Here is a 23,970-nt window from a genome sequence, read left to right as displayed (position 1 = left end):
CCTCGGCGGCGGCCGCCGGCATGCAATCGGCCCGGCTGGACAAGGATCTCAAACAGCTGCAGCTGACGGCGGGAGCCACGGCGGAACAGGCGGATGTGCTGCGCAAGAGCCTGCTGGAGGCTCAGATCGCCACCGGCCAGGGCGTGGACGAACTCAAGGGCGGCGTCGATGCCCTGGTGGCGAGCGGCCTGAGCCTGGGCGAAGCCACCGCCACCGTGCGCCCGATGGCGGAAACCCTGGCCGTCTCCAAGACCAACGCCGATGCCCTGGCCAAGGCCATGGGTGTAGCGGCGGAACAGTTCCATATCGACCTGAGCAAGACCGATCAGGCCCGCCTGCTGCTGGACAAGATGGTGGTGGCCGGCCGCGCCGGCAACGCCGAGCTGGAGAACCTGCCGGATATCTTCGCCCGGGTCGGCAGCAATGCCAAAGCCTCCAACCTCAGCCTGGACCAGACCCTGGCCCTGGTCGAAACGCTGTCCAAGGTGGAGCCCAACGCCGAGCGCCTGGCGACCCTGACCGACAGCACCCTGCGCGTGTTCACCAATGCCAACTACATGAAGGATGCGCAGAAGGCCACCGGGGTGCGCTTCTTCGATGCGAAGGGCTCGCGGCGCGATGCGCTCGACGTCATCAAGGACATCAAGACCCGATACGACAAGCTGGACACCGATGCCAAGCGCTTCAAATTCATCTCCAGCGCTTTCGGCAAGGCCGATCTGGATACTCAGCGCGGCCTCAAGACCCTGCTCGACGGCGACTCGCTGACCAAGCTGGACAAGGTGTTCGGCGATGTCAGCACGGCGAGCGGCAGCATCGCCCGCGACCTGCCGGATGCCATCGGCAACGCCGTGGACCAGACCGGACGTCTCAAGGGCGCCCTGCGCCAGGCCGCGGACGACTTCGCCAAGCCGATTAACGAGGCCATCTCCGGCGCCATCCAGTGGGGCATGGACAGCAAGAGCAACGGCGGCCTCGGTCTGGACGGCAAGGAGATCATGGGCGGTGCCGCCCTGGGCGCCCTTGGCCTGTTCGGCGCCGCCCGCTACGGCGGCAAGGCCATCCAGGGAGTCGCCGGCAAGCTCGGCGGCACCGCCGCAGGGGTGGCCACCGGCAAGGCCCTGGAAGAAGCGGCCGGCGTCACCCCGGTGTTCGTGGTCAACATGCCGGGCGAGCTTGGCGGGACAGTTGGCACTGTCGGCAAGGTGGCCGATGTCGCCGGCGAGGCGCTTGGTCCCAAGACCTTCAGCAAGCTCAAGACCACCCTGGCGCTGCTCGGCGGCGCACCGCTGTCCACCCTGCCGTCCATGGGCGCCGGCGCCGTGGCCACTGCCGGGGCTGCCGTGACGGCTGCCGGTGCGGCAGGTTATGGCGTCGGGACACTGATCAGCGACTACCTGCTGACCGACCAGGGACCACTCGGGACCGAGTTCGGCGCGCGCCTGGCCGATCGCATTGGTGCCGGAGTGGCCCATGTACTGGCCCCGTTCAGCGCCGATGCGCAGGCTGCGATCGCAGCGAGCAAGGCTGCGGCCGAGAGCCGTCCACTGGCGGGAAAAGTCAGCACCGTGCAGTCCGTTGTGCAGCAAGCCAAGGCCGCCACCGGCCCGCTGGTCGACGGCGCCGTCATCCCCGGCAATGCGCTGCAGTCGGCTACCCAGGGCCTCGGCGAGCAGATCAAGCAGGCGATCGGCAGTGCCAGGCCGCAGCCGGCCGAGGTCAGCGGGCGCATCGAGGTGCAGATCAACAGCGAGGGCCGCCCGCGGGTCAGCCTGTTGCAGGCTCAGGGCGGCATCGACCTCTCGGCCTACACCGGCAAGACGGGAGCGGGAAGCTGATGGCCTGGCGCGACGAATATCGCCCGGGCGCGTTCCGCGGCGTGCCCTTCCACCTCAAGAACAGCAGCTCCACCGGCGGCCGCCGGACGGTGCTCAACGAGTTCCCCCTGCGCGATACGCCGGATACCGAGGACATGGGGCGCCGCGCACGCCAGTTCAGCCTGACCATGACGCTGATCGGGTCGGACTACATGGACCAGCGCGACCGACTGATCGAGGCGCTGGAAACCAGCGGCCCCGGCACCCTGATGCATCCGTTCCGCGGCGAGCTGCGGGTAGCCGTGCTCGGCGACTACAGCTGCGAGGAAAGCACCGAACAGGGCGGGATGGCACGGGTCAGCGTGACCTTCGTCGAATCAGGAGAGACGCCTCGGCCAGACAGCGTGGTAGTCCAGGGCTTTGCCGGAAACGAGGCCGCCGATGCCCTGGAAGAAGATGCCCTGAGCGAGTTTCTGGACAAGTTCGCCGTCGTCGGCTGGGTCAGTTCGGTGGCCGAAGAGGCACAGGGCATGCTCGGCGAGGCGATGTCGGCCGTGACCGATGCGGTCGGCTATGCCGAGGGGCTGGCCGGCGATGCCATCGGCTTCGCCCAGAATGCCGCCGGCAAGATCATGAGCGGTGGCGGACTGCTGCAGGGCGCCGGCAGTTTTGGCACCTTGATGCGCCGCCTGACCGGTAGCGCTCAGCAGTTGATCCTCTCCCCAGGCAACCTGGGCGGGGCCCTGCTGGGTATGGTACGCAGCATCAGCCTCGGGACCGGCAGCCCCCTGCAGGCGCTCAGGGCGCAGATGTCGCTATTCGGCCTTGGTAGCCGAGCGAAGAGCGTCAGCCACTCGTCCCGGGCTGGTTATCAGACGCCCGCCCGCGCGCAAATGGCAACGAATCAGGCCGCGGTCTACACCCTGATAGAGCGCGCGGCAGTCGCCGAGGCGGTACGCCTCGCCGTCAGCAAGCCGGCCAGCAGCCCGGCTTCCAGCCTGGCATCAACCAGCACGGCGGCAACCACTGCCGGCCAGATCCCCTCGACGGTAGCCATCTCGGGCGGCCAATGGCTGGCCACCGGTGCGGCAAGCTTGGCAGTAGCCACTGGCGCAACCCCGCATCGGGTGAATGGCGTGGCATTCGACAACCGCGACCAGGCGGTCGAGATCCGCGACCAGCTCCTCGAGGAGCTGGACCGCCAACAGCTGACCGCCGCCCCTGAGCGGTACCGTCCGCTGGCCAGGCTCAGCACCGAACTGATCGCCGAGATGAACCGCACCGCCGCCAGCCTGGTCCCGCTCGCCCACGTTACGCCGACCAAAACCCAACCAGCCCTGCTGCTGGCCCATCGACTGTACGGCGACGCACGTCAAGCCGAGCAGATCGTTACCCGCAACCGGATCGCCCACCCCGGCTTCGTCCCGGGCGGCATCGAGCTGGAGGTGCTGAAAAATGCCTGAAGTACGCCTCACGGTGGATGGCGACGACTGGGGCGGCTGGCAGAGCTATCGCATCAATCTGGGCATGCAGCAGCTCACTGGTCGCTTCGATCTGCGCCTGACCGAGCGCTGGGCCGGCCAGGCCTGCCGCCGGGCCCTGCGCGTCGGCGCGCCTTGCACCCTGCACTATGACGGCGAGCTGCTGATCACCGGCTACATCGACAACATGGCGCCGCTCTACAGCGCCGAAGACCACAGCATTACCGTCGGCGGCCGCGATGCCACCGCCGACCTAGTCGACTGCTCGGCCCCTGCCACCCAGTGGATCGGCCGCGGCCTGGCCGAGGTGGCACGCGAATTGTGCGCGCCCTTTGGCATAAGGGTCATCGACCAAGTCGGCGCCAACGCCCCCTTCCGCAGCCTCAAGCCCAACGACGGCGAGACGGTCTTCGAGATGCTCGACCAGGCCGCGCACATCCGCGGCGTACTGCTGGTCACCGACGGCCGCGGCCACCTGATCATCACCCGCGCCGGCCACGAGCGCGCGACCGACAGCCTGGTCCTGGGACAGAACATCCTCGTCGGCGCCGGCTACTTCGACCTGCGCGACGTGTTCAGCAGCTACATCCTCAAGGGCCAGCAGCCGGGCGACGACTACCTGTTCGGCGAGACGGCTGCCGCGGTGCAGGCCAAGGCCTCCGATGCGCGCATCAAACGCCACCGGCCGCTGACCCTGATCGCCGACGGCCCACTGGATGCCGCGTCGGCACGCGAACGGGTGACCTGGGAACGCAATGTGCGCTGGGGCCGCTCGCAGAGCATCACCTACACCGTGCAAGGCCATCGCCAGCGCTCCGGCGCCCTGTGGCGGCCGAACATGCTCGTGCCGGTGTTCGACACCTACCAGTTCCTCGATGGCGCCGAGCGCCTGATAACCGACCTGACCTACATCCTCGACGACCAGGGAGAGCGCACCGAGCTGACAGTAATGCCGCGCGAGGCGTTCGATCTGGTCAAGCAACCCGAACCGGAGGCTGCCGATGCAAGTTTCTACTAACCGCGTGCTCGGCCCGATCCGACGCCGTCTGGCGCACCTGGTGGCCCGTGCCGTGATCACCTTGGTCAACGATGCCGCCAAGATGCAGACGCTGCAGCTCGGCCTGCTGGCCGACGAGGCGCTGGACGGCGTCGAGCACTGGCAGCCCTACGGTTTCACCTTCAAGCCGCATATCGGGGCCGAGGCCCTGGTGCTCGCCGTGGGTGGCCACCGCGCTCACAGCGTGGTGATCGCCTGCGCCGATCGCCGTTACCGCCTGACCGGTCTCGAAGATGGCGAGGTGGCCATCTACACGGATGAACAGGACAAGATCCACCTCAAGCGCGGCAAGGTCATCGATATCGAGACCGACACCCTTAACGTCAAAGCCGCCACCGCCGTGCACTTCGATACCCCCGTCATCACCCAGACCGGCCGCATCGAGTCCGAAGGCGACCAGATCGCCGGCAACATCAGCCAGATCGAACACCGACACCCGGGCGATAGCGGCGGCACCACGGGAGTACCGGAATGAGCGACCTGGCCCTGATCTACGACGGCTACGGCTGCGACCTGGCCCTGGATGGCAACGACCTGCAGCTCGACGACGGCCTGAATACCGCCATCCTCGTCAGCCTGTTCAGCGACCGCCGTGCCCGTACCGATGACCAACTGCCCGGCGCCTCCGATGATCGCCGCGGCTGGTGGGCCGATGCCTACCCGCAGATCGATGGCGACCTGATCGGCTCCCGCCTGTGGCTGCTCAGCCGGGAGAAGGAACTGGCCGAAACCCTGCGCCGAGCCAGGGAGTATGCCCAAGAGGCGTTGGATTGGCTGGTCGCCGATGGCATCGCCGCCCGCGTCGAGGTCACGTCCAGCGTGCCACGCCGTGGCGTGCTGCAACTGGCTGTCGCCGTCCGCCGGGCTGACGGTAGACAGGAAAACTATCAATACGACGTTCTCTGGGAGTCCCTCTGATGGCATTCGAACTCGACAGCCTGGAACAGAGCCGCCAGCAGATTGGCCGAGACATCGAAACGCGCCTGCCGGGCACCGGCGCGCAGACCCGACGCACGGCCGCTGGCGTGATCGCCTATGCCCAGGCCGGGGCCGTGCATGGCCTGCATGCCCATATCGCCTACCGAGAGCGCAACTTCCTGCCGGACGAGCGAGCCGATGCCGAGGGCGTGGAGCGTTGGGCCGGATTGTTCGGCCTCTGGTATCGGGAGCCGACCAAGGCCTCCGGCAGCGCCGATCTGAGCGGGGCCGCAGGCGCGGTTCTGCCGGCCGGCACGGTGCTGCAGTCGACCCAGGGAGTGCTGTACACCACCCTGCCCGATGTGACCCTGACCGGCACCGCTGGCACCGTTGCCATCGAGGCCCAGGATGCCGGTGCGGCCGGTAACCTGAGCGAAGGAGCACGACTGACCCTGCTCACGCCGGTACCCGGCATACAGTCAACCTTGCGCGTAGGCAGCGGCGGACTTGGGGGCGGCGCTGATGCCGAAACCCTCGACGGCCTGCGGGCACGGGTCCTCAACCGCCTGCGCAACCCGCCCAAGGGTGGCTCCCTGGGCGACTACGAAACCTGGGCTCTGGCCGCCCATCCCTCCGTCACCCGAGCCTGGGTGACAGAGTACGAGCAGGGGGCCGGGAGCGTCATCGTTCGCGTGGTCTGCGACAACGAGGCCACGCCGATCCCCTCCCAGGAAGTGCTGGATGCCGTGGCAGCCTACATCGGCGCACGTCGTCAGGCCGGGCGCAAATCGGTCTACGTGCTGCCGCCGGTTGGCGATCCGGTGCATTACCAGATCCGCCTCAAGCCGGACAGTTCGGCGATCCGTGCCACGGTCGAGGCCGAGCTGCGCGACCTGCATCGTCGTGAGGCAGCACCCGGTGCAACCTTGTTGATCAGCCATATCCGCGAAGCCGTCAGCATTGCTGTCGGGGAGATCGACCATGAGCTGATCGCCCCTCTGGCTGATCTGGCCTATGGCACGGGTGTGATGCCGATCTTCGGAGATATCGCATGGCTATGACCGCGGAGGCCTACGGCCTGCAGCTCAGCCAATTGCTGCCCCCGGGAGTCGCCTGGAGCCAAGATCCGGAAAGCAACCTGCAACGCCTGCTCCTAGCGCTAGGCGACAGCCTGGCCCGTGCCCATCGGCGCAATGACGACCTGTTCAGGGAAACCGATCCGCGCCAGACCTACGAGCTGCTCGACCGCTGGGAAGCCGTCCTCGGCTTGCCGGACGCCTGCAGCTTGAAGGGTAGTCAGACCGTGGCTGAGCGCGTTCAGGCGGTGGTCGCGAAGCTGATCAGCGCAGGCGGCCAGAGCCGCGCCTATTTCATCGCGCTAGCCGCCACCCTCGGCTATCCCGACGTGACCATCACCGAATACCAGGCCCGCCGTCATGGCCGGGCCCGTATGGGCGAGCCATACGGCGGCGAGGACTGGGAAGAAGTCTGGCAGCTCAACCTGCCCGAACTGCAGATCAGCCCGCGCCGCTACGACCGATCGGCCCTCGGCGAACCCTACCGGATCTGGGGCGACACCCGCCTCGAATGCATCGTCAGCCGCGACAAGCCGGCTGGCTCCATCGTCTTGTTCAGCTACGGAGCTACCTGAACCATGGATTACCCGAAATCAGTGCCGGGAGTGAGTCTGCACAATGGGCAGTTCACCGATGGCAACCCACTGCTCGGTATCCCCGCCTCGCTCGACCCCGCCAAGTGGGCGAATGACGTGACCGAAGAGATACTCAATGTCATCCGGGCCGCCGGCCTGATTCCTACGGAGGGGGATAGTGCCCAGTTGCTGGCCGCCATCAATGCCATCGTGACGGACAGCTTGGCCCCTGCGGCCACCACCGATGTGGCCGGCGTGGTCGAGCTGGCTACGGCTCAGGAACTGGCTGCTGGCACTGCAGGCGGCCTGGCTGTTACTCCTGTAATTTTGAAGCCAGTCTTGGACGGCAAGCAGGCCGCCGCAGTCAACCTCACGGCCCTAGCCGGGCTGGCCGGAGCGGCCGACCGACTGCCCTACTTCACCGGGGCGGGTGCGCTATCCCTGGCCACCCTGACCGCCGCTGCGCGGACGCTGCTCGCTGCTACTGATGCGGCTGGGCAGCGCACGGCAATGGGGTTGGGCAATGCCGCATTGGCCACCGTTATGGCGAGCCTGGCGGACGCGACTTCAGGGAAGCTTATGCCAAATGGGGCGTGGGGAGTGGGTGGGGATGCTATTGAAACCACAACCCCGGATTCCCTGCTGCCTAGCGGACTTTATTGGGTTGCAGCTGCTACAACCTGGTCGTCATCCCCTGTTTCTGGCATGGCGTTCAAGATTGTTAACGTTCGGTTTGGCAATTATGCCCTTCAAATCGCTCAGCAATGGAGCAGCACTCCTCGATTGTTCTGGCGATCTTATGATGGCCCGGCGATGGCCGGCTGGGGCGCTTGGGCAGAGGCATTTAGTACCAACAACGTCTCCTCGTTCATCAAAACCCTGCTCGATGCTGCTGATGCAGCATCAGCTCAAACCACGCTGAACGGGTTCGGCTACAACCAGACATGGCAGGATGTGACGGCTAGCCGTGTAGCCAATACTACGTACACCAACTCATTGGGAAGACCAATTATGGTAAACGTATTTAAAACGGGGGGAGACGCAAATTCCTTATTTGTTGACGAATTGCTTGTTGGCGCCATAAATGGAGAATCGAATGTAGGATCTTGCGTTAGCGCAATTGTACCCCCTGGCTCCACATATAGAACAAACTTTGCCCCGCAATTCTGGCTGGAGCTTCGCTAATGATTTATTTCAAAAATAAAACCACTGGCGAGGTTTTCGCCTACGAAACCACCGATGAGCGTGACAAATACGGCGCGTCGGACTTGGTGGAAATGACGGCGGATGAAGTCAGCGCTCATCTCAATCCAACTCCAACCGCTGAGCAACTGGCGAGCAACGAGAGAATCTGGAGGGATCGACAAATCGCGGTGACCGATTACCTGGCCATGCCCGACTACCCACTGACCGATACCGAGCGCACTGATCTGTATACCTATCGGCAGGCACTGCGCGATTGGCCGGCCTCGACAGCGTTTCCGACAGTGGATAATCGGCCACAGTCGCCCGTGTGGCTGGTGCAGGTACTCGGCGCGGTAGTATGAGGCGCTTACTCGATCATCTCGTAGTCATCGCGCAGGCGGGGGTCAGGGGTCGCTCCTCGCACATCCATGCCTACCAGAAGCGGATGTCCCTGAATGAAGATGAGCCCCTGTGCCTCCATAGCCCAGGCCAAAGCCTGAAGCGTGACCTCTCTCAGGTTGGCCTGTTCGTCTTCGAAACGAGCAATGGCCTCGACTGATACTCCCGATTCTTGGGCCAGGGTCTCCCGCGGCCACCTCAAGTGCTCCCGGGCTTTCACACAATGCTCGGGGGTTAACTGATGGGTACAGAGAGTCACATACTCGTCCATGGCCGCTCCTAGCTACTGAAGTGGGTCAATGTCGCAGAAATACTGTCCATATATACAGTATTTGTATTCCTGCATTAAAGGCCATGCCATGCACAGTAGCTCCCCCATCATTCCCTGGCTGGGCGGCAAACGGCGCCTTGCCGACCGCCTGATTCCGCTTTTCCCGCCGCACGAGTGCTACGTCGAGGTATTCGCAGGGGGCGCCGCCCTCTTCTTCCTGCGCCCCATGCCGGCCAAGACCGAAGTGCTCAACGACATCAATGGCGAGTTGGTTAACCTTTACCGGGTGGTACAGAACCACCTGGAGGAGTTCGTCCGCCAGTTCAAATGGGCCTTGAGCAGCCGCCAGGTCTTCAGATGGCTACAGGACACCCGCCCGGAAACGCTCACCGACATCCAGCGGGCGGCGCGCTTCTTCTACCTCCAGCAGCACGCTTTCGGCGGCCGCGTCGACAGCCAGACCTTCGGCACTGCCACCACCGGCCCTGCCATCAACCTCTGCAGGATCGAGGAGAACCTGTCCGCCGCCTACCTGCGTCTGGCAGGCACCTACATCGAGAATCTGGCCTGGTCCGACTGCGTTGACCGCTACGACCGTCCCCATACGTTCTTCTACATGGACCCACCGTACTGGCAGACCGAGGGCTACGGCGTCGACTTCCGCTTCCAGGAATACCAGCGAATAGCCGCCTTCATGCGTACCTGCAAGGGCAAGGCAATGGTCAGCATCAACGACCACCCTGACATCCGACAGGTGTTCGAGGGCTTCCACATGGAGCAACTGAGCATCAAGTACAGCGTGGCGAATCAACGCCGGGGAGGCTCGGCTACCAGCGCAGAGCTGGTAATCATGAACTGGCAGCCGGAGGTGATGGGGGGATTGTTTTAGGTTGTCGTGGAAGCCGCTGATTGGCGCCGAGTGCCAAATCTAGCGCAATATTGCAGATGCCAAATCATCTGCAAGGAAGTGCCAAATCCGACGCGCGCTTACACCTGTGCGTTGGCTTCCCTGCACTGAGTCTAGCCGCAGGCAGGGAGCCCGGCAGGGTCCGTCAGCGCAGCTGGATGCGGTCGTCGTGGATCTCGATCAGGCCCTGCTTGTAGAGGCCGCCGATGGCCTTCTTGAAGTTGCCCTTGCTGACGCCGAACAGCCGGCTGATCTGCTCCGGCGGGCTCTTGTCGCTGACCGCCAGCACGCCGTCCTGCTCGCGCAGCCGGGCGAGGATCTGCTCGCTCAGGGTGTCGCGGGCCTCCTGCCCGACGGGCTGCAGGCTCAGGCTGATTCTGCCGTCGGCACGCATTTCCTTGATGTAGCCCTGCTCGCGCATGCCGCCGCGGAGGAACTTGAAGGCCTCGTTCTTGTGGATCAGGCCCCAGTGCTGGCCGTCGATAATCGCCTTGAAGCCCAGCGGCGTCGGCTCCACCACCAGCAGGTCGACCGCCTGGCCGGCCTGGTAGCGGGCCGGGGTGCGGTCCAGGTAGCGGTCGAGCCGGGCGGTGGCGGTGATGCGCCGGGTGCGCTCGTCCAGGTAGAGGTAGACCACGCAGTAGTCGCCGACCTGCAGCGGGCGTTTCTCCTCCGAGTGCGGCAGCAGGAGGTCCTTGGGCAGGCCCCAGTCGAGGAACAGGCCGATGCGGTTGATCTGCACCACCTTCAGGCTGGCGAACTGGCCGACCTGGGCCTTGGGCTTGAGGGTGGTGGCGATGGGCCGGTCGTCGCTGTCCAGGTAGAGGAAGACGTTGAGCCAGTCGCCCACCTCGCTCGGCTCGTCCTTGGGCACGTAGCGCCTGGGCAGGAGGATCTCGCCGTCCGCCCCGCCGTCGAGGTAGAGGCCGAAATCGGTGTGCTTGACCACCTGCAGAGAATTGAACCGCCCAATCAGAGCCATTTTTTGCCTACCTCGCTTGCCGGGGGCGGCATTCTACCCGCAGGACGGCCCGGCAGGGCGATTTCATGCCGGAAGGCGCGCTCCCGGATACCGCTCTGGTAGGAGCCAATTCGTTCGCGATGCTTCTGCCGTAGCCGGCATTTGCCGCAACTGCCCATCGCAGATGAATCTGTTCCTAAGGTCCGCGCCGCCGCAGGCCTAGAAAGGGCTGCCGCTCAGGGCGCGAGGCCAAGGCGCAGCAGCCGGCCGTTCGGCTCGTCGGTCAGTACGTAGAGGTAGCCGTCCGGACCCTGGCGCACGTCACGGATGCGCGCGCCGAGCGGCTTGAGCAGGCGCTCCTCGTGGGCGATGCGGTCGCCGTCCAGTTCCAGGCGGATCAGCGACTGATCGGCCAGGGCGCCGATGAACAGGTCGTGCTGCCAGGCGGGGAAGCGCTCGGCGTCGTAGAAGGCCATGCCGCTGATCGCCGGCGATTTCTCCCAGACGTAATGGGGCGGCTCGGTGCCCTTCGCCACCTTGCCACGGGCCTCGGGGATCGGCAGGAAGCTGTAGTCGATGCCGTTGGTCGCCAGCGGCCAGCCGTAGTTCTTGCCGGGCTCGGGAATGTTGATCTCGTCGCCGCCGCGCGGGCCGTGCTCGTGGGTCCAGAGCCGGCCGGTCCAGGGGTTGAGCGCCGCGCCCTGCTGGTTGCGGTGGCCGTAGGACCAGATCTCCGGCCGCACCCCCGGGCGGCCGACGAAGGGGTTATCCGGCGGCACGCGGCCGTCGGGATAGAGGCGCACCACCTTGCCCTGCAGCTTGCCCAGGTCCTGGGCGGCCATCCGTTCGTAGTTCTCGCCGAGGGCGACGAACAGGTGGCCGTCGCGGTCGAACACCAGCCGCGAGCCGAAGTGGTTGCCGGTGGAGAGCTTCGGCTCCTGGCGGAAGATCACCTGGAAGTTCTCCAGCCGGTGCCCGTCGTCGGAGAGCCGGCCACGGCCCACGGTGGTGCCGGCCTTGCCGTTCGTCCCCGCCTCGGCGTAGGACAGGTAGACCAGCCGGTCCCGGGCGAAGTCCGGCGACAGCGCCACGTCGAGCAGCCCGCCCTGCCCTTCGGCGAACACCTGGGGCACTCCTTCGATGGGCGCGGAGAGGGTGCCGCCGGCGTCGAGCAGGCGCAGGCGGCCGGGCCGCTCGGTGATCAGCATCTCCCGGCCGCCCGGCAGGAAGGCCAGTGCCCAGGGATGCTCCAGGCCGGCGACGACCGTCTGCACCTGCAGCCGGCCCTTTTCGCTGGGATAGTCCTCCGCCTGCGCCGCCTTCCCCGGCAGCAGTGCGGCGCAGAGCAGGAAAAGCAGCGGTCGAGGGCGCATGATGGCCTCCTTTCTGGTCAATTCCGGTAGCGTGCGCCTGCCCGGCGCTCTACAGACGATAGCCCGCACCGCTACAATGCCGCTCCCTTTTCAAGGTCGCCGCCATGTCCGAACCCGTCCGCCTGTCCAAACGCCTGATCGAGCTGATCCACTGTTCGCGTCGCGAGGCGGAGCTATACATCGAGGGCGGCTGGGTCAGCGTCGACGGCCGGGTGGTCGAGGAGCCGCAGTACAAGGTCAGCGACGAGGAGGTGCTGCTGCTGCCCGACGCCGTGGCCGCGCCGGTTCCCCCGGTGACCCTGCTGCTGCACAAGCCGGCCGGCTGCGACCTGCAGCAGGCGCAGCGGCTGCTCGCCCGCGAGAACCGGGCGGAGAACGACCACAGCCCGCAGCGCCCGCTGCGCCGCCACTTCATCCGCCTCACCCCGCTGCTGCCGCTGGAGCCTGACGCCAGCGGCCTGCTGGTGTTCAGCCAGAACTACGGCGTGGTGCGCAAGCTGGACGACGAAGGGGACCGGCTGGAACAGGAGTTCATCGTCGAGGTGCGCGGCCGCCCGGTGGATGGCGGCCTGCAGATGCTCAACCACGGCCTCGACTACCGGGGCCGGCCGGTGCCGCCGTGCAAGGTCAGCTGGCAGAGCGAGCACCACCTGCGCTTCGCCATCAAGGCGCCGCAGGACGGGCAGATCGAGCACATGTGTCGCAGCGTCGGGCTCCAGGTGCTCGGCCTCAAGCGCATCCGCATCGGCCGTCTGGCCATGGCCAAGCTGCCGGTCGGGCACTGGCGCTATCTGGGCGAGCGCGAGCGGTTCTGAGCCCCGGAAGCGCGAGGTCGAAACCGCCCTGCTGGGAGCGGTGCGCGCCGGGCCAGGCCGACGCGATCCCGGCCAGCGGCAGCTCCAGGTAAAGGCAGATGTCGTCGGACCGCGCCTTGCGCGACGAGGACGGCGATGAAAAGAACCCGGCGGAAAGGCGCAACCACCTGGCGGCATCTAGCCTGTATAGCCAGACCGGGCGCGAGCCGGGTCGCCACGAAGGCCACAACCTGGAGGCTACTTCCATGAAAGCGTTCAAGCTGTCGCTGCTCTCCCTGTTCGCGCCCTGCGCCCTGGCGCAGGTCAGCCTGCAGCCGGACATCACCTGGCACGTGCAGTTGCAAGGAACGCCACAGAACGTCGACCGCCAGCTCTACGACATCGACCTGTTCGACACGCCCCAGGCGACCATCGCCGACTTCAAGTCCAAGGGTCACGTGGTGATCTGCTACTTCAGCGCCGGCACCTACGAGGACTGGCGCCCGGACGCGCAGAAGATCCCCGAGGGCGTGCGCGGCAACAACCTCGCCGACTGGCCGGGCGAGCGCTGGCTGAACGTCGCCAGCGACCAGCTCAAGCCGGTGATGACCGCCCGCCTCGACCTGGCCAAGCAGAAGGGTTGCGACGGCGTCGACCCGGACAACGTCGACGGCTATTCCAACCAGACCGGCTTCCCCCTGACCAAGGACCAGCAGGTCGCCTACAACCGCTGGCTGGCCGGACAGGCGCATTCGCGCGGCCTGCTGATCGGCCTGAAGAACGCCCTGGAGCTGGTCAGCGATCTGTCCACCGAGTACGACTTCGCGGTCAACGAGAGCTGCTTCGACTGGAACGAGTGCGAGATGCTCCAGCCCTTCGCCAGCCAGGGCCGCCCGGTGTTCGCCATCGACTACGGCGGCTTCGACCAGAAGCGCTGCGACCGGGCGCAGGAGCTGGGCATCAGCCTGCAGTTCTACGACAAGTCGCTGAGCGGCGCCGGCAAGCCCTGCAGCGGCGGCGCCTCCGGCACGACCGGGACCACCGGTACTACCGGCGGCACCGGGAAATCCACCGACCAGGGCACCACCACCGACCAGCCGTCCGGCGGCACGACCGAGAAGTCCACCGACCAGACCACGCCCGATGAATCCGACGACGGAGAATGAACCGCCGGGCGGGCTCGCCGAGTCCGGCGGGTCCGTCTGGGTCCTCTATCGCATCGACGACAACGGCAACGAGTTGGAGATGCGCCGCTTCCCGGAGCGGGCCGCGGCCGAGCGGACGATGCGCGACTACGAGGCGCGCGGGCACAAGCAGGCCTATCTGGTGCGGCAGGAGCGCCGGGGCGAAACGGGCTGGCCGTGAGCTGGAGGCTTTTCCCCGGCGCCGCTCAGATCACCTGGCGCTCGCGCAGCCCGGCGATGGTCGCCGGATCGTAACCCAGCCGCTCCCGCAGCACGGCCTCGGTGTGCTCGCCCAAGAGCGGCGCGGCATGGCGGTACTCCACCGGGGTGGCCGAGAAGCGGATCGGGTTGGCGACCGCGGGCACGCTGCCGGCCAGCGGATGGGGCAGCTCCACCTTCAGCCCGCGGGCCAGCACCTGGGCGTCGGCGAACACCTGGGCCAGGTCGTTGATCGGCCCGCAGGGCACGCCGACCCGCTCCAGCGCCGCGATCCACTCGACGGAGGTCCTCTGCACGGTGGTCTGGCGGATCAGCGGAATCAGGGTCGCACGATGGGCGACCCGCGCCCGGTTGCTGGCGAAGCGCGGATCGTCGGCCCATTCGGGATGGCCGGCCACCTCGCAGAAGCGGCGGAACTGGCCGTCGTTGCCGACCGCGAGCAGGAAGTCGCCGTCGGCGCCGGGGAAATCCTGGTACGGCACTATGTTCGGATGGGCGTTGCCGAGGCGGCGCGGCACCACGCCGCTGACCAGGTAGTTCTGCGCCTGGTTGGCCAGGCTGGCGACCTGCACGTCGAGCAGCGCCAGGTCGATGTACTGGCCGCAGCCGGTCCGGCTGCGGTGCGCCAGAGCGCCCAGCACGGCGGTGGCGGCGTACAGCCCGGTGAGGATGTCGGTCAGCGCCACCCCGACCTTGAGCGGGCCGGCGCCCTCCTCGCCGGCGGCGCGCCCGGTCAGGCTCATCAGCCCGCCGAGGCCCTGGATCATGAAGTCGTAGCCGGGCCGCTGGGCGTAGGGGCCGTCCTGGCCGAAACCGGTGATCGAGCAGTAGATCAGCCGCGGATTGATCTCGCGCAGGCTGGCGTAGTCCAGACCGTAGGCGGCCAGACCGCCGACCTTGAAGTTCTCCAGCAGGATGTCCGACTGCGCCGCCAGCTCGCGGACGATGCGCTGGCCCTCGGCCTGGGTGAAATCGACGGTCAGCGAGCGCTTGTTGCGGTTGGCGCAGAGGAAATAGGCCGCCTCCGAGGTGTTCCCGCCCTGGGCGTCGCGCAGGAACGGCGGCCCCCAGTGCCGGGTGTCGTCGCCCGTGCCGGGGCGCTCGACCTTGAGCACCTCGGCGCCGAGGTCGGCGAGCAGTTGCCCGGCCCAGGGGCCGGCCAGCACGCGGGACAGGTCGAGCACGCGGATATGCGACAGGGCACCGGACATCGCGGTTCTCCTTGGAACGATGTTCGTGGGATGGAAAACGACCGCAGGTCTTTTCCACCGGGCGAGGACAAGGTGGAAAACGCTGGCGCGGTTTTCCACCCTACGGCCCGACCCGGCTTAGAAGAACGCCTGGATGCCGGTCTGGGCGCGGCCGAGGATCAGCGCATGGATGTCGTGGGTGCCCTCGTAGGTGTTGACCACCTCCAGGTTGACCAGATGCCGGGCCACGCCGAACTCGTCGCTGATGCCGTTGCCGCCCAGCATGTCGCGGGCCAGGCGGGCGATGTCCAGGGCCTTGCCGCAGCTGTTGCGCTTCATGATCGAGGTGATCTCCACCGCGGCGGTGCCCTCGTCCTTCATCCGCCCCAGCCGCAGGCAGCCCTGCAGGGCCAGGCAGATCTCGGTCTGCATGTCGGCCAGCTTCTTCTGGATCAGCTGGTTGGCGGCCAGCGGCCGGCCGAACTGCTGGCGGTCCAGCACGTACTGCCGCGCGGTGTGCCAGCAGGCCTCGGCGGCGCCCAGCGCGCCCCAGGCGATGCCGTAGCGCGCCGAGTTCAGGCAGGTGAACGGGCCCTTGAGGCCGCGGACCTCGGGAAAGGCGTTCTCCTCCGGCACGAACACCTCGTCCAGCACGATCTCGCCGGTAATCGAGGCGCGCAGGCCGACCTTGCCGTGGATCGCCGGGGCGGACAGCCCGGCCCAGCCCTTCTCCAGCACGAAGCCGCGGATCCGGCCTTCGTCGTCCTTGGCCCAGACCACGAAGACGTCGGCGATCGGGCTGTTGGTGATCCACATCTTGCTGCCGGTGAGGCGGTAGCCGCCGTCGACCTTCTTCGCCCGGGTGGCCATCGAGCCCGGGTCGGAGCCGTGGTTCGGCTCGGTCAGGCCGAAGCAGCCGATCCACTCGCCGCTGGCCAGCTTCGGCAGGTACTTCTGCCTCTGCGCCTCGCTGCCGAACTCGAAGATCGGCAGCATCACCAGGGAGGACTGCACGCTGAGCATCGAGCGGTAGCCGGAGTCGATGCGCTCGACCTCGCGGGCGATCAGCCCGTAGCCCACGTAGTTCAGGCCGCTGCCGCCGTACTCGGTCGGGATGGTCGCGCCGAGCAGGCCGGCCTCGCCCATCTCGCGGAAGATCGCCGGATCGGTGCGTTCATGACGGAAGGCTTCCAGCACCCGCGGCGCCAGCCGTTCGGCGGCGAACTGGCGGGCGCTGCTCTGCACCATGCGTTCCTCTTCGCCGAGCTGCTGGTCGAGCAGCAGCGGGTCTTCCCAGTTGAAGCTGACATTGCCGGCCATGGAACCATCCTCGTCGTATTGTTGTGTGAAGGTCCGATGAGTTGATCCTAGGTTCCGGCGACCGGCCCGGCAAACGACGTTTTCGCAAGCCACTGTGCGGATTTATCACACCGTAATACTGTCATTGCCTCCATGGAGCGATTCAAAGTGAGGATGCTGCACATGCGTCGCAAGATTCCCAGTACCGCCATGCTGGTCGCCTTCGAGTCGGCGGCCCGCCATCAGAGCTTCACCAAGGCCGCCGAGGAACTGGCGCTGACCCAGAGCGCGATCTGCCGGCAGATCGCCGGACTCGAGGCGTTCCTCGGCATCGAGCTGTTCCGCCGGACCCGGCGCGGAGTCCGGCTGACCGAAGACGGCCTGTCCTACAGCCGGCGCATCGCCATCCAGCTGGATGCGGTGGAACGGGACACCCTGGCGGTGATGGGCCAGCAAGGCAGCACCAGTCTCGAACTGGCGGTGGTGCCGACCTTCGCGACCCAGTGGCTGCTGCCGCGGCTGAAGGATTTCCAGCGGCTGCACCCGGAGGTGACGGTGAACCTGACCACCAACACCCGCCCCTTCCTGTTCGCCGACACGGCGTTCGATGCCGCGCTGTACTACGGCGACGACGGCTGGCCGGGCACCGAATCCCATTTCCTGATGCGCGAGAACCTAGTGCCGGTGTGCAGCCCGGAGCTGATCGCGCCGCGCCGCCAGTTGGAGGCGCACGAGATCGCCGCCCTGCCGCTGCTGCAGCAGAGCACCCGCCCCTACGTCTGGCGCCAGTGGTTCGGCTCGCTCGGGCTGGAGATCGAGGGCGACATGCGCGGCCCGCGCTACGAGCTGTTCTCCATCCTCGCCCAGGCCGCCATGCACGGCATGGGCCTGGCCCTGATCCCACCGCTGCTGATCCGGCGCGAACTGGAGGAAGGCCGGCTGATCGTGCCGATCCGGCACACCTTCATGAACGACAAGGCCTATTACCTGATCGTCCCCGAGCGCAAGGCCGAATCCGCCGCCCTGCGCGCCTTTCGCGACTGGCTGGCGGAAGAGGCCCGGCGCTACCGGACGGAGGCCAGGCTGGATTGAACGGCCACCCCGCCCCGCTCGGGGCCGGAGCGGCTTCGACGGAGCGGGCCCGGATCAGTCGCAGTCGATCAGCGAGTGGTCGCGGGTGTCCCTCATGCAGACGTAGACCAGCAACGAACAGGCGATGCCGGCGGTGATGTACCAGAAGAAGCCGGTCTCGTTGCCGATGCTCTTGAACCACAGGGCCACGTATTCGACGGTGCCGCCGGCCACCGACTGGGTCAGCGCGTAGGGCAGGCCGACGCCGATGGCGCGGATCTCGGCCGGGAACAGCTCGGCCTTGACCACCGCGTTGACCGAGGTGTAGCCGCTGACGATGACCAGGGCGAACATGATCAGGGCGAACGCCCCCCACAGGCTGGTGACGCTCTGCAGCAGGGTCAGGATCGGCACCGTGCACAGCGTGCCGAGCAGGCCGAAGCCGACCAGCAGCGGGCGCCGGCCGATCCGGTCCGACAGGGCCCCCATGATGGGTTGCAGGAGCATGAACAGGAACAGGCTCGCCGCCGAGATCAGGGTTCCCTCGCTCTTGCTCAGGCCGACGGTGTTGACCAGGTATTTCTGCATGTAGGTGGTGTAGGTGTAGAAGGCCAGGCTGCCGCCCAGGGTCAGGCCGATCACCGTGAACACTGCCTTGGGATGGCGCATCAGGGTGCGCAGCACTCCCTCCTTCGGCTGCTGGTCCCGGGCCTTGGTGAAGCTCTCGGTTTCCTCCATGTTGCGGCGCAGCCACAGGGCGGCGACGGCGCAGGCAGCGCCGATGAGGAAGGGGATGCGCCAGCCCCAGCTTTCCAGCTGCTCGGTGCTCAGCACGTTCTGCAGCAGGATCAGCACGCCCAGGGCCAACAGCTGGCCGGAGATCAGGGTCACGTACTGGAAGCTGGCGAAGAAGCCCCGGCGCTCCTTGCCGGCCATCTCCGACAGATAGGTGGCCGAGGTGCCGTACTCGCCGCCCACCGACAGCCCCTGCAGCAGGCGGGCGACCACCAGCAGGGCCGGCGCGGCGACCCCGAGGGTGGCGTAACCGGGAGTCAGGGCGATGATCAGGGAGCCGAAGCACATCAGCAGCACCGACAGCAGCAGCGCCGCCTTGCGGCCCTTGCGGTCGGCGTACACCCCCATCAGCCAGCCGCCGATGGGGCGCATCAGGAAACCGATGGCGAAAACCGCCGCCGTATTGAGCAGTTGCGCGGTCAGGTCGCCCTGGGGGAAGAACGCCTTGGCGAAGTACAGCGAGAAAGCCGCATAGACATACCAGTCGTACCACTCGACCAGATTGCCCACCGAACCGCTGAAGATCGACTTGAGCTGCTGCGAGGTGGCTTTCGGCGCCGCCGGCAGCGTCAGGGTTGTGGAGTTTTCCATCGTGCGTCCTCGTATTGTCGTTGTTATCGGGAGTGCTCAGGTTCAGCCTGGAAAGCCCGGGCGAAGCCGGAGCCACAGGTTCGGCTGCGCTTCGCGACGGGTGGCGCGTTCGATCCTAGGTAGCGCCAGGCGGGACAACAAACGAGGATTTCGCACGTCGCTGTGCCGATTCCTCACTCCGGGGCGCCGCCGATGCGCGAGCCCGATGGGCACCACGGCCGCCCACCGCTATGATCGGAGCCCATGACGCCCTCCTTCCCGATCCGCCAACCCTGCCCGCCCGGTGCCTGCACCTGCGGTCGCGAACGCCTGCTGGAGACAGGCGGGGACCTGCGCATCCTGCGCCTGACGCGCCAGGAGGAACGGCGCCTGCTCGAACGGCTGGAGAACATCGCGAGCCTGGCCGATCTCGAACACCTGCAGCGGCGGATGTACGAGCAGCTGGGAATCCGCGTGGAAATCGCCCCGGGCTTCAACGAGGTGCGCAGCATGCGCGGCTTCGCCATTCGCCTCGACGAACTGCCCGGCCTGTGCCGCAAGACCCGCCAGTCGATCCCGGCGGCGATCCGCCGCGGCCTCGACAGGCATCCGGAGATCGCCTACCGGCTGCTGGACGCCCACGACCTGCTGCGCGACGCCTGAGAATCCTCGTCCACTAACTGGGGGAGCTAAACGGGCATCGGCCAGGCAAAATGCGGGCCCCGCGCCTTCGCCGGATGAAAGGCCCGGCGTCGCGTTACCGACATTCGATTCAGGACGAGCTGTCTATGGAAAAGTGGGTGCTGTACGCCTTCATCTCGATGTTCTTCGCCGGCTTCACCTCGGTGATCGCCAAGATGGGGCTGCACGGAATCTCCGGCGAACTGGGGCTGACCATCCGCACCCTGTTCGTCTGTGCGTTCGTCCTGGCCTTCGCCGCCTGGGCGGTCCCCGTCCAGCAGCTTTCCGAGGTGAGTCCGCGCAACCTGCTCTGGCTCGGCCTGTCCGGCATCACCACCGCGTTGTCCTGGATCTTCTATTACAAGGCGCTGAAGGTCGGCGAAGTGGCGACCGTGGCCCTGATCGACAAGGGCAGCGTCGTCGTCGCCATGCTGCTGGCGTGGCTGCTGCTGCGCGAAACGATCACCCTGCGCATGCTGGCCGGGGCCGGCCTGATCGTGGCGGGCCTGCTGGTCATCGCCCGGAAGCCCTGACCCGCCGACCGGGCGGCAGGCCATGGACTGTCGGCAGGCAGCGCGACCGCCTGCCGTGGCGGAAGAAGATGCGGCGGTCGGCTCCGGCCGTCGCCAGCGGTAGACACCGACCCGAGCGGACGAACGTCGGGCTCTACGAAATCGCGAGCGGTTCGGGCCGGCGGGCCGCCACGACCGCACCGGGCCCGCGGATCTGGGCGACCGCGGCGCGCTCCGACCTTTCCTCCGTCAGCTTGAACACGCTCACCGCCTGCACCAGCTCCTGCGCCTGGCTCTGCAGGCTGGCGGCGGCAGCGGCCATTTCCTCCACCATGGCGGCGTTCTGCTGGGTGGTCCGGTCCATCTGGACGACCGCCGTCCCCACCTGGGCCACGCCCTGGGCCTGCTCGCTGCTGGCCTCGCTGATCTCGCCCATGATCTCGTTCACCCGGCGGATGCTGCCGACCACTTCCTGCATGGTGCTACCCGCCTGATCGACCAGCGCGGTGCCCTTCTCGATGCGCGCGACGCTGTCGCCGATCAGCGCCCTGATCTCCCGCGCCGCATCGGCCGAACGGCCGGCCAGGGTGCGGACCTCCCCCGCCACCACGGCGAAGCCCCGACCCTGATCGCCGGCACGGGCGGCCTCCACCGAGGCGTTGAGGGCGAGGATGTTGGTCTGGAAGGCGATGCCGTCGATCACACCGAGGATGGCGGCGATCTTGTGGCTCGAATCGTTGATGTCCTTCATGGTGTCGACCACCTGGTCCACCATGTCGCCGCCGCGGACCGCCACTTCCGCCGCGCTCTGCGCCAGCTGGTTGGCCTGGCGGGCGTTGTCGGCGTTCTGCTTGACGGTGGAACTCAGCTGCTCCATGGAAGCCGCGGTCTGCTCCAGGGCGCTGGCCTGCTGCTCGGTGCGCGCCGACAGGTCGTTGTTGCCCGCGGCGATCTCGTCGCTGGCCGTCGCCACGCCCCGCGCGCCGCCCAGAACGCTCCGCACCGCGTCGGTCAGGCCGGCGCTGATCTGGTCGATGGCCATGGTCAGCTGGCCGATCTCGTCGGTCCGCCGGCTGTGGATGCGCCGCGTCAGATCGCCCTGCGCCAGCCACTTTGCCATCTGCGTGACCTCGCCCAGGGGCGCGCTGATGATGCGGCGGATGAAGGCGTAGAACAGGACGACGGACAGCAGCAGGACCACCGCCGCGATGGCGACGTTCTTCAGGATCAGGCTGCGGATCTGCGGGGCCCACTCGTCGATGTAGACGCTGCCGACGACCACCCAGTCCCAGTTCTGGAAGTAGGCGAACGACGCCACCTTGTCGCGCGGCGTGGTCTCGTTCAGCTCCCGGTTGAGCCACGGATAGCGGATGGTGCCGTTCTTCTGCTCGAGGATTTCCCTGAGGAATTCGCGGCCGTCGCTGTCCTTGCTGGTGATGCGGTTGGCCCCTTCGGAAACCGGATGGACCAGGAAGGTCCCATAATCCTTGCCCGGCCGGGCGTCCATCACGTAGAAGTACCCCGCCTTGCCGATCTTCATCGAGCGGATTGAGGCCTTGAGCTGCTCCACGTAGTCGGTGAAATCGAGCCCGACGAAGCTCAGCCCGATCGTCTCGCCCGCCGCATTCCGGATCGGGTTGTATTGCGTCAGGTACTGGCGCCCGAACAGGGTGGCCAACCCGGTGTAGCCGTTGCCGGCGAGCGCCGCCTGGTAGGCCGGATGGGAGCGGTCCAGCTGCGTGCCGACGGCGCGCTCGCCCTTCTCGTCCTTCAGCGAAGTCGTCACCCGGACGAAGTCGTCGCCGGCTCTGACGAAGACGGTGGCCACGGCGTCGGTGCTGGTGGTGAAGCGGTCCACCACCGAGAAGTCCTGGTTGAGGACCCGATCGCCGCTGCTGAGGAGCGGCACCTGCCGGCCCTGCGGCTCGCCGCTCGCATGGGCAAGCGAGAAGGGTCCCGCGAACGAGGCCTCCAGACTCTTGGCCAGGGCATCGACCCGATGCCGCGAATCCCGGTCGAAGGACTCGATCATGGCGACCAGCAGCCGGGTCTTCTCCCCGACGTCCTCGCCGGCGCGATTCTCGACGTAGTTGGTCATGGAGTAGCTGATGGTGACGATCAGCAGCGAGACCAGCAGCCCCACCAGGCCCAACACCGTCGCGGAGAGCTTTCCGCCCAGACTCAACCCATTCCACAGGCTTTTTATTTTTTTCATCTTTTTGTTCTTTGTTTTTCGGAAAGAGGATTGGCTCTACGGAAAGCGTCCGGCGAATTTCCCGAGGAAATCGACCGCTTCATTCCATCGAGCGACGAAAAAACAGGACAGCTATCGAATAACCGGCTCCTACATGGCTGATCGAATCGTGGCGGCCCATCCGAAGCGACGTTCGACGGTCGTTTCGGACGTGCGCCTGATGGCTCTTTGCCTTTGACGAACCCACTATACAGCTATCGGCCGCGGTGCCCATCAGCCTTATAGGCGTTTCGTATAGTTGCTTTAATCGCCGCCCCGACATCCGCTGCCGGCCATGGCATTCCGCGGCCGATCTCCTACCCTTGTAACGCCTCTCCCCTCTCGCCCCCCCTGGCGGGAGCCCTGCCGTAGCCACCGAAGAGGACGAACGACCATGAGCCACGACGAACAGCAGGAGCAGCACATTCGCGAACTGGCCTACCGGATCTGGGAATCGGAGGGCCGCCCGGAAGGACAAGCGATCAGGCACTGGCGCGAGGCCTGCGAACTGGTCGGAGCCACGGGCGGAGACTCGGGGGATACCCTGGACACCGCCTCGGGCGGGGTGGAAAGCGGCGTGGCGCCGCCCATGCCCGAGCGGCGCGCCGCCGGCTGAGGGGCGAATCAGGCGTCGCGGTCGATGGCGAACGGCGACCAGGCCTGGCGCACCGGCATCACTTCCATGCGGTTGACGTTCATGTGCGCCGGCAGGGTCGCCACGTAGTAGATCTGCTCGGCGACGTCCTCGGCGCTCAGCGGCGTGGTGCCACGGTAGAGCCGGTCGGAGGCGGCCTGGTCGCCCTTGGTGCGGACCAGGGTGAATTCGGTCTCGGCGATGCCCGGGGCCAGGTCGGTGACCCTCACCCCGGTGCCGAGCAGGTCGCAGCGCAGGTTGTAGGAGAACTGTTTGACGAAGGCCTTGGTCGCGCCGTAGACGTGGCTGCCCGGATAGGGCCACTGCCCGGCGATGGAACCGAGGTTGACGATGCTGGCGCCCTCGCCGGTCTCGATCAGGGTCGGCAGCAGGGCGTGGGTGACGCTGACCAGACCGATGACGTTGGTGTCGATCATGGTCAGCCAATCGCTCAGCTCGACGGTCTGCGCCGGCTCCGGCGCCAGCGCCAGGCCGGCGTTGTTGACCAGCGTGCGGACCCGGCGGAAGCCCTCGGGCAGCTCCGCGACCACCCGCGTCACCGCCGAGCCGTCGCGCACGTCGAGCGCCGCGACATGCACCGGCACCCTGCCCGCCAGCTCGTCCTGCAGCGCCTGCAAGCGCTCGACGCGCCGGCCGGTGAGGACCAGCGACCAGCCGGCGGCGGCGAAGCGACGGGCGGCGGCGCGGCCGAAGCCCGAGGTCGCGCCGGTGATGAAGACCACATTGCTCATGGAAAAACTCCGTTTC

The 23,970-nt window shown here is 66.9% G+C and carries 25 protein-coding genes; 17 read left to right on the top strand and 8 right to left on the bottom strand.

Features of this window, described 5'->3' with window-relative positions; translation table 11 throughout:
- The 9 genes from ACFOJE_RS19270 to ACFOJE_RS19230 form a co-directional block, all read left to right on the top strand.
- Positions 1 to 1,838 (top strand): phage tail tape measure protein (locus tag ACFOJE_RS19270; protein ID WP_377816472.1); only part of this gene is annotated, 1,838 nt, incomplete at its 5' end.
- On the top strand, positions 1,838 to 3,280 hold the full coding sequence (locus ACFOJE_RS19265) for a DNA circularization protein (RefSeq protein WP_377816470.1): 1,443 nt from the start codon (positions 1,838 to 1,840) through the stop codon (positions 3,278 to 3,280). The genes ACFOJE_RS19270 and ACFOJE_RS19265, both read left to right, overlap by 1 nt.
- On the top strand, positions 3,273 to 4,316 hold the full coding sequence (locus tag ACFOJE_RS19260; RefSeq protein ID WP_377816469.1) for a phage baseplate assembly protein: 1,044 nt from the start codon (positions 3,273 to 3,275) through the stop codon (positions 4,314 to 4,316). Before ACFOJE_RS19265 ends, ACFOJE_RS19260 begins: the two co-directional genes overlap by 8 nt.
- Entirely contained in the window at positions 4,300 to 4,830 is a 531-nt protein-coding gene (locus ACFOJE_RS19255) for a phage baseplate assembly protein V (RefSeq protein ID WP_377816467.1), read from the top strand. The genes ACFOJE_RS19260 and ACFOJE_RS19255 overlap by 17 nt, the downstream gene beginning before the upstream one ends.
- On the top strand, positions 4,827 to 5,273 hold the full coding sequence (locus tag ACFOJE_RS19250) for a phage GP46 family protein (RefSeq protein ID WP_377816465.1): 447 nt from the start codon (positions 4,827 to 4,829) through the stop codon (positions 5,271 to 5,273). The genes ACFOJE_RS19255 and ACFOJE_RS19250 overlap by 4 nt, the downstream gene beginning before the upstream one ends.
- Positions 5,273 to 6,334 (top strand): baseplate J/gp47 family protein, encoded by a 1,062-nt coding sequence (locus ACFOJE_RS19245; protein ID WP_377816463.1) that lies wholly within the window; start codon positions 5,273 to 5,275, stop codon positions 6,332 to 6,334. Before ACFOJE_RS19250 ends, ACFOJE_RS19245 begins: the two co-directional genes overlap by 1 nt.
- Complete coding sequence (locus tag ACFOJE_RS19240; protein ID WP_377816461.1) at positions 6,325 to 6,924, top strand: YmfQ family protein; 600 nt, start codon at positions 6,325 to 6,327, stop codon at positions 6,922 to 6,924. Before ACFOJE_RS19245 ends, ACFOJE_RS19240 begins: the two co-directional genes overlap by 10 nt.
- A gap of 3 nt (positions 6,925 to 6,927) precedes the next feature.
- On the top strand, positions 6,928 to 8,109 hold the full coding sequence (locus ACFOJE_RS19235; protein ID WP_377816459.1) for a hypothetical protein: 1,182 nt from the start codon (positions 6,928 to 6,930) through the stop codon (positions 8,107 to 8,109).
- Positions 8,109 to 8,471: a tail fiber assembly protein gene (locus ACFOJE_RS19230; protein ID WP_377816457.1), complete on the top strand. Its 363-nt coding sequence runs from the start codon at positions 8,109 to 8,111 to the stop codon at positions 8,469 to 8,471. Before ACFOJE_RS19235 ends, ACFOJE_RS19230 begins: the two co-directional genes overlap by 1 nt.
- Before the next feature lie 5 nt (positions 8,472 to 8,476).
- On the opposite strand, the gene ACFOJE_RS19225 is transcribed toward ACFOJE_RS19230, so the two are convergent.
- Positions 8,477 to 8,779, bottom strand: a complete 303-nt coding sequence (locus tag ACFOJE_RS19225) for a helix-turn-helix domain-containing protein (RefSeq protein ID WP_377816456.1) — start codon at positions 8,777 to 8,779, stop codon at positions 8,477 to 8,479.
- Between the two features lie 88 nt (positions 8,780 to 8,867).
- Here ACFOJE_RS19225 and ACFOJE_RS19220 point away from each other — a divergent pair, with 88 nt between their 5' ends.
- On the top strand, positions 8,868 to 9,668 hold the full coding sequence (locus tag ACFOJE_RS19220; RefSeq protein WP_377816454.1) for a DNA adenine methylase: 801 nt from the start codon (positions 8,868 to 8,870) through the stop codon (positions 9,666 to 9,668).
- A gap of 163 nt (positions 9,669 to 9,831) precedes the next feature.
- Here ACFOJE_RS19220 and ACFOJE_RS19215 read toward each other — a convergent pair whose 3' ends face one another.
- Positions 9,832 to 10,668 carry a CvfB family protein gene (locus ACFOJE_RS19215; RefSeq protein ID WP_377816452.1) on the bottom strand — a complete coding sequence of 279 codons (837 nt, stop codon included), beginning with the start codon at positions 10,666 to 10,668 and terminating at the stop codon, positions 9,832 to 9,834.
- Positions 10,669 to 10,883: 215 nt separating this feature from the next.
- Positions 10,884 to 12,020, bottom strand: coding sequence for a PQQ-dependent sugar dehydrogenase (locus tag ACFOJE_RS19210; protein WP_377816450.1), 1,137 nt, complete (start codon positions 12,018 to 12,020; stop codon positions 10,884 to 10,886).
- Positions 12,021 to 12,124: 104 nt separating this feature from the next.
- Here ACFOJE_RS19210 and ACFOJE_RS19205 point away from each other — a divergent pair, with 104 nt between their 5' ends.
- From ACFOJE_RS19205 to ACFOJE_RS19195, 3 genes are all read left to right on the top strand, one after another.
- Positions 12,125 to 12,835 (top strand): rRNA pseudouridine synthase, encoded by a 711-nt coding sequence (locus tag ACFOJE_RS19205; RefSeq protein WP_377816448.1) that lies wholly within the window; start codon positions 12,125 to 12,127, stop codon positions 12,833 to 12,835.
- Positions 12,836 to 12,933: 98 nt separating this feature from the next.
- Entirely contained in the window at positions 12,934 to 13,980 is a 1,047-nt protein-coding gene (locus ACFOJE_RS19200; protein ID WP_377816446.1) for an endo alpha-1,4 polygalactosaminidase, read from the top strand.
- Positions 13,958 to 14,179 (top strand): hypothetical protein, encoded by a 222-nt coding sequence (locus tag ACFOJE_RS19195; protein WP_377816444.1) that lies wholly within the window; start codon positions 13,958 to 13,960, stop codon positions 14,177 to 14,179. Before ACFOJE_RS19200 ends, ACFOJE_RS19195 begins: the two co-directional genes overlap by 23 nt.
- 25 nt (positions 14,180 to 14,204) lie before the next feature.
- On the opposite strand, the gene ACFOJE_RS19190 is transcribed toward ACFOJE_RS19195, so the two are convergent.
- Together ACFOJE_RS19190 and ACFOJE_RS19185 are read right to left on the bottom strand one after the other, a co-directional pair.
- On the bottom strand, positions 14,205 to 15,428 hold the full coding sequence (locus tag ACFOJE_RS19190) for a CaiB/BaiF CoA transferase family protein (RefSeq protein ID WP_377816442.1): 1,224 nt from the start codon (positions 15,426 to 15,428) through the stop codon (positions 14,205 to 14,207).
- Between the two features lie 117 nt (positions 15,429 to 15,545).
- Positions 15,546 to 16,727, bottom strand: coding sequence for an acyl-CoA dehydrogenase (locus ACFOJE_RS19185; RefSeq protein ID WP_377816441.1), 1,182 nt, complete (start codon positions 16,725 to 16,727; stop codon positions 15,546 to 15,548).
- Between the two features lie 162 nt (positions 16,728 to 16,889).
- Between ACFOJE_RS19185 and ACFOJE_RS19180 the strand changes: the two genes are divergently transcribed.
- Positions 16,890 to 17,798 (top strand): LysR family transcriptional regulator, encoded by a 909-nt coding sequence (locus ACFOJE_RS19180; RefSeq protein ID WP_377816439.1) that lies wholly within the window; start codon positions 16,890 to 16,892, stop codon positions 17,796 to 17,798.
- Positions 17,799 to 17,852: 54 nt separating this feature from the next.
- Here ACFOJE_RS19180 and ACFOJE_RS19175 read toward each other — a convergent pair whose 3' ends face one another.
- A complete protein-coding gene (locus tag ACFOJE_RS19175; RefSeq protein ID WP_377816438.1) occupies positions 17,853 to 19,163 on the bottom strand; it encodes an MFS transporter in 1,311 nt (436 codons plus the stop codon).
- A gap of 243 nt (positions 19,164 to 19,406) precedes the next feature.
- Between ACFOJE_RS19175 and ACFOJE_RS19170 the strand changes: the two genes are divergently transcribed.
- Together ACFOJE_RS19170 and ACFOJE_RS19165 are read left to right on the top strand one after the other, a co-directional pair.
- A complete protein-coding gene (locus ACFOJE_RS19170) occupies positions 19,407 to 19,805 on the top strand; it encodes a hypothetical protein (RefSeq protein WP_377816436.1) in 399 nt (132 codons plus the stop codon).
- Positions 19,806 to 19,930: 125 nt separating this feature from the next.
- The gene (locus tag ACFOJE_RS19165) at positions 19,931 to 20,356 is read left to right on the top strand and encodes an EamA family transporter (protein WP_377816434.1); all 426 of its coding nucleotides are present in this window, start codon (positions 19,931 to 19,933) and stop codon (positions 20,354 to 20,356) included.
- Between the two features lie 133 nt (positions 20,357 to 20,489).
- On the opposite strand, the gene ACFOJE_RS19160 is transcribed toward ACFOJE_RS19165, so the two are convergent.
- Positions 20,490 to 22,550 (bottom strand): methyl-accepting chemotaxis protein, encoded by a 2,061-nt coding sequence (locus ACFOJE_RS19160; RefSeq protein WP_377816433.1) that lies wholly within the window; start codon positions 22,548 to 22,550, stop codon positions 20,490 to 20,492.
- A gap of 412 nt (positions 22,551 to 22,962) precedes the next feature.
- Between ACFOJE_RS19160 and ACFOJE_RS19155 the strand changes: the two genes are divergently transcribed.
- A complete protein-coding gene (locus tag ACFOJE_RS19155; RefSeq protein WP_377816431.1) occupies positions 22,963 to 23,184 on the top strand; it encodes a DUF2934 domain-containing protein in 222 nt (73 codons plus the stop codon).
- Positions 23,185 to 23,192: 8 nt separating this feature from the next.
- Here ACFOJE_RS19155 and ACFOJE_RS19150 read toward each other — a convergent pair whose 3' ends face one another.
- Positions 23,193 to 23,954: an SDR family NAD(P)-dependent oxidoreductase gene (locus tag ACFOJE_RS19150; RefSeq protein ID WP_377816430.1), complete on the bottom strand. Its 762-nt coding sequence runs from the start codon at positions 23,952 to 23,954 to the stop codon at positions 23,193 to 23,195.
- Positions 23,955 to 23,970 lie beyond the last annotated feature (16 nt).

The organism is Azotobacter bryophylli (assembly GCF_042643485.1).
In the GTDB taxonomy this organism is placed as follows: Bacteria; Pseudomonadota; Gammaproteobacteria; order Pseudomonadales; family Pseudomonadaceae; genus Azotobacter; species Azotobacter bryophylli.
Note: the sequence above shows the minus strand (reverse complement) of the source record. Positions and strands in the feature narration are given on the sequence as shown.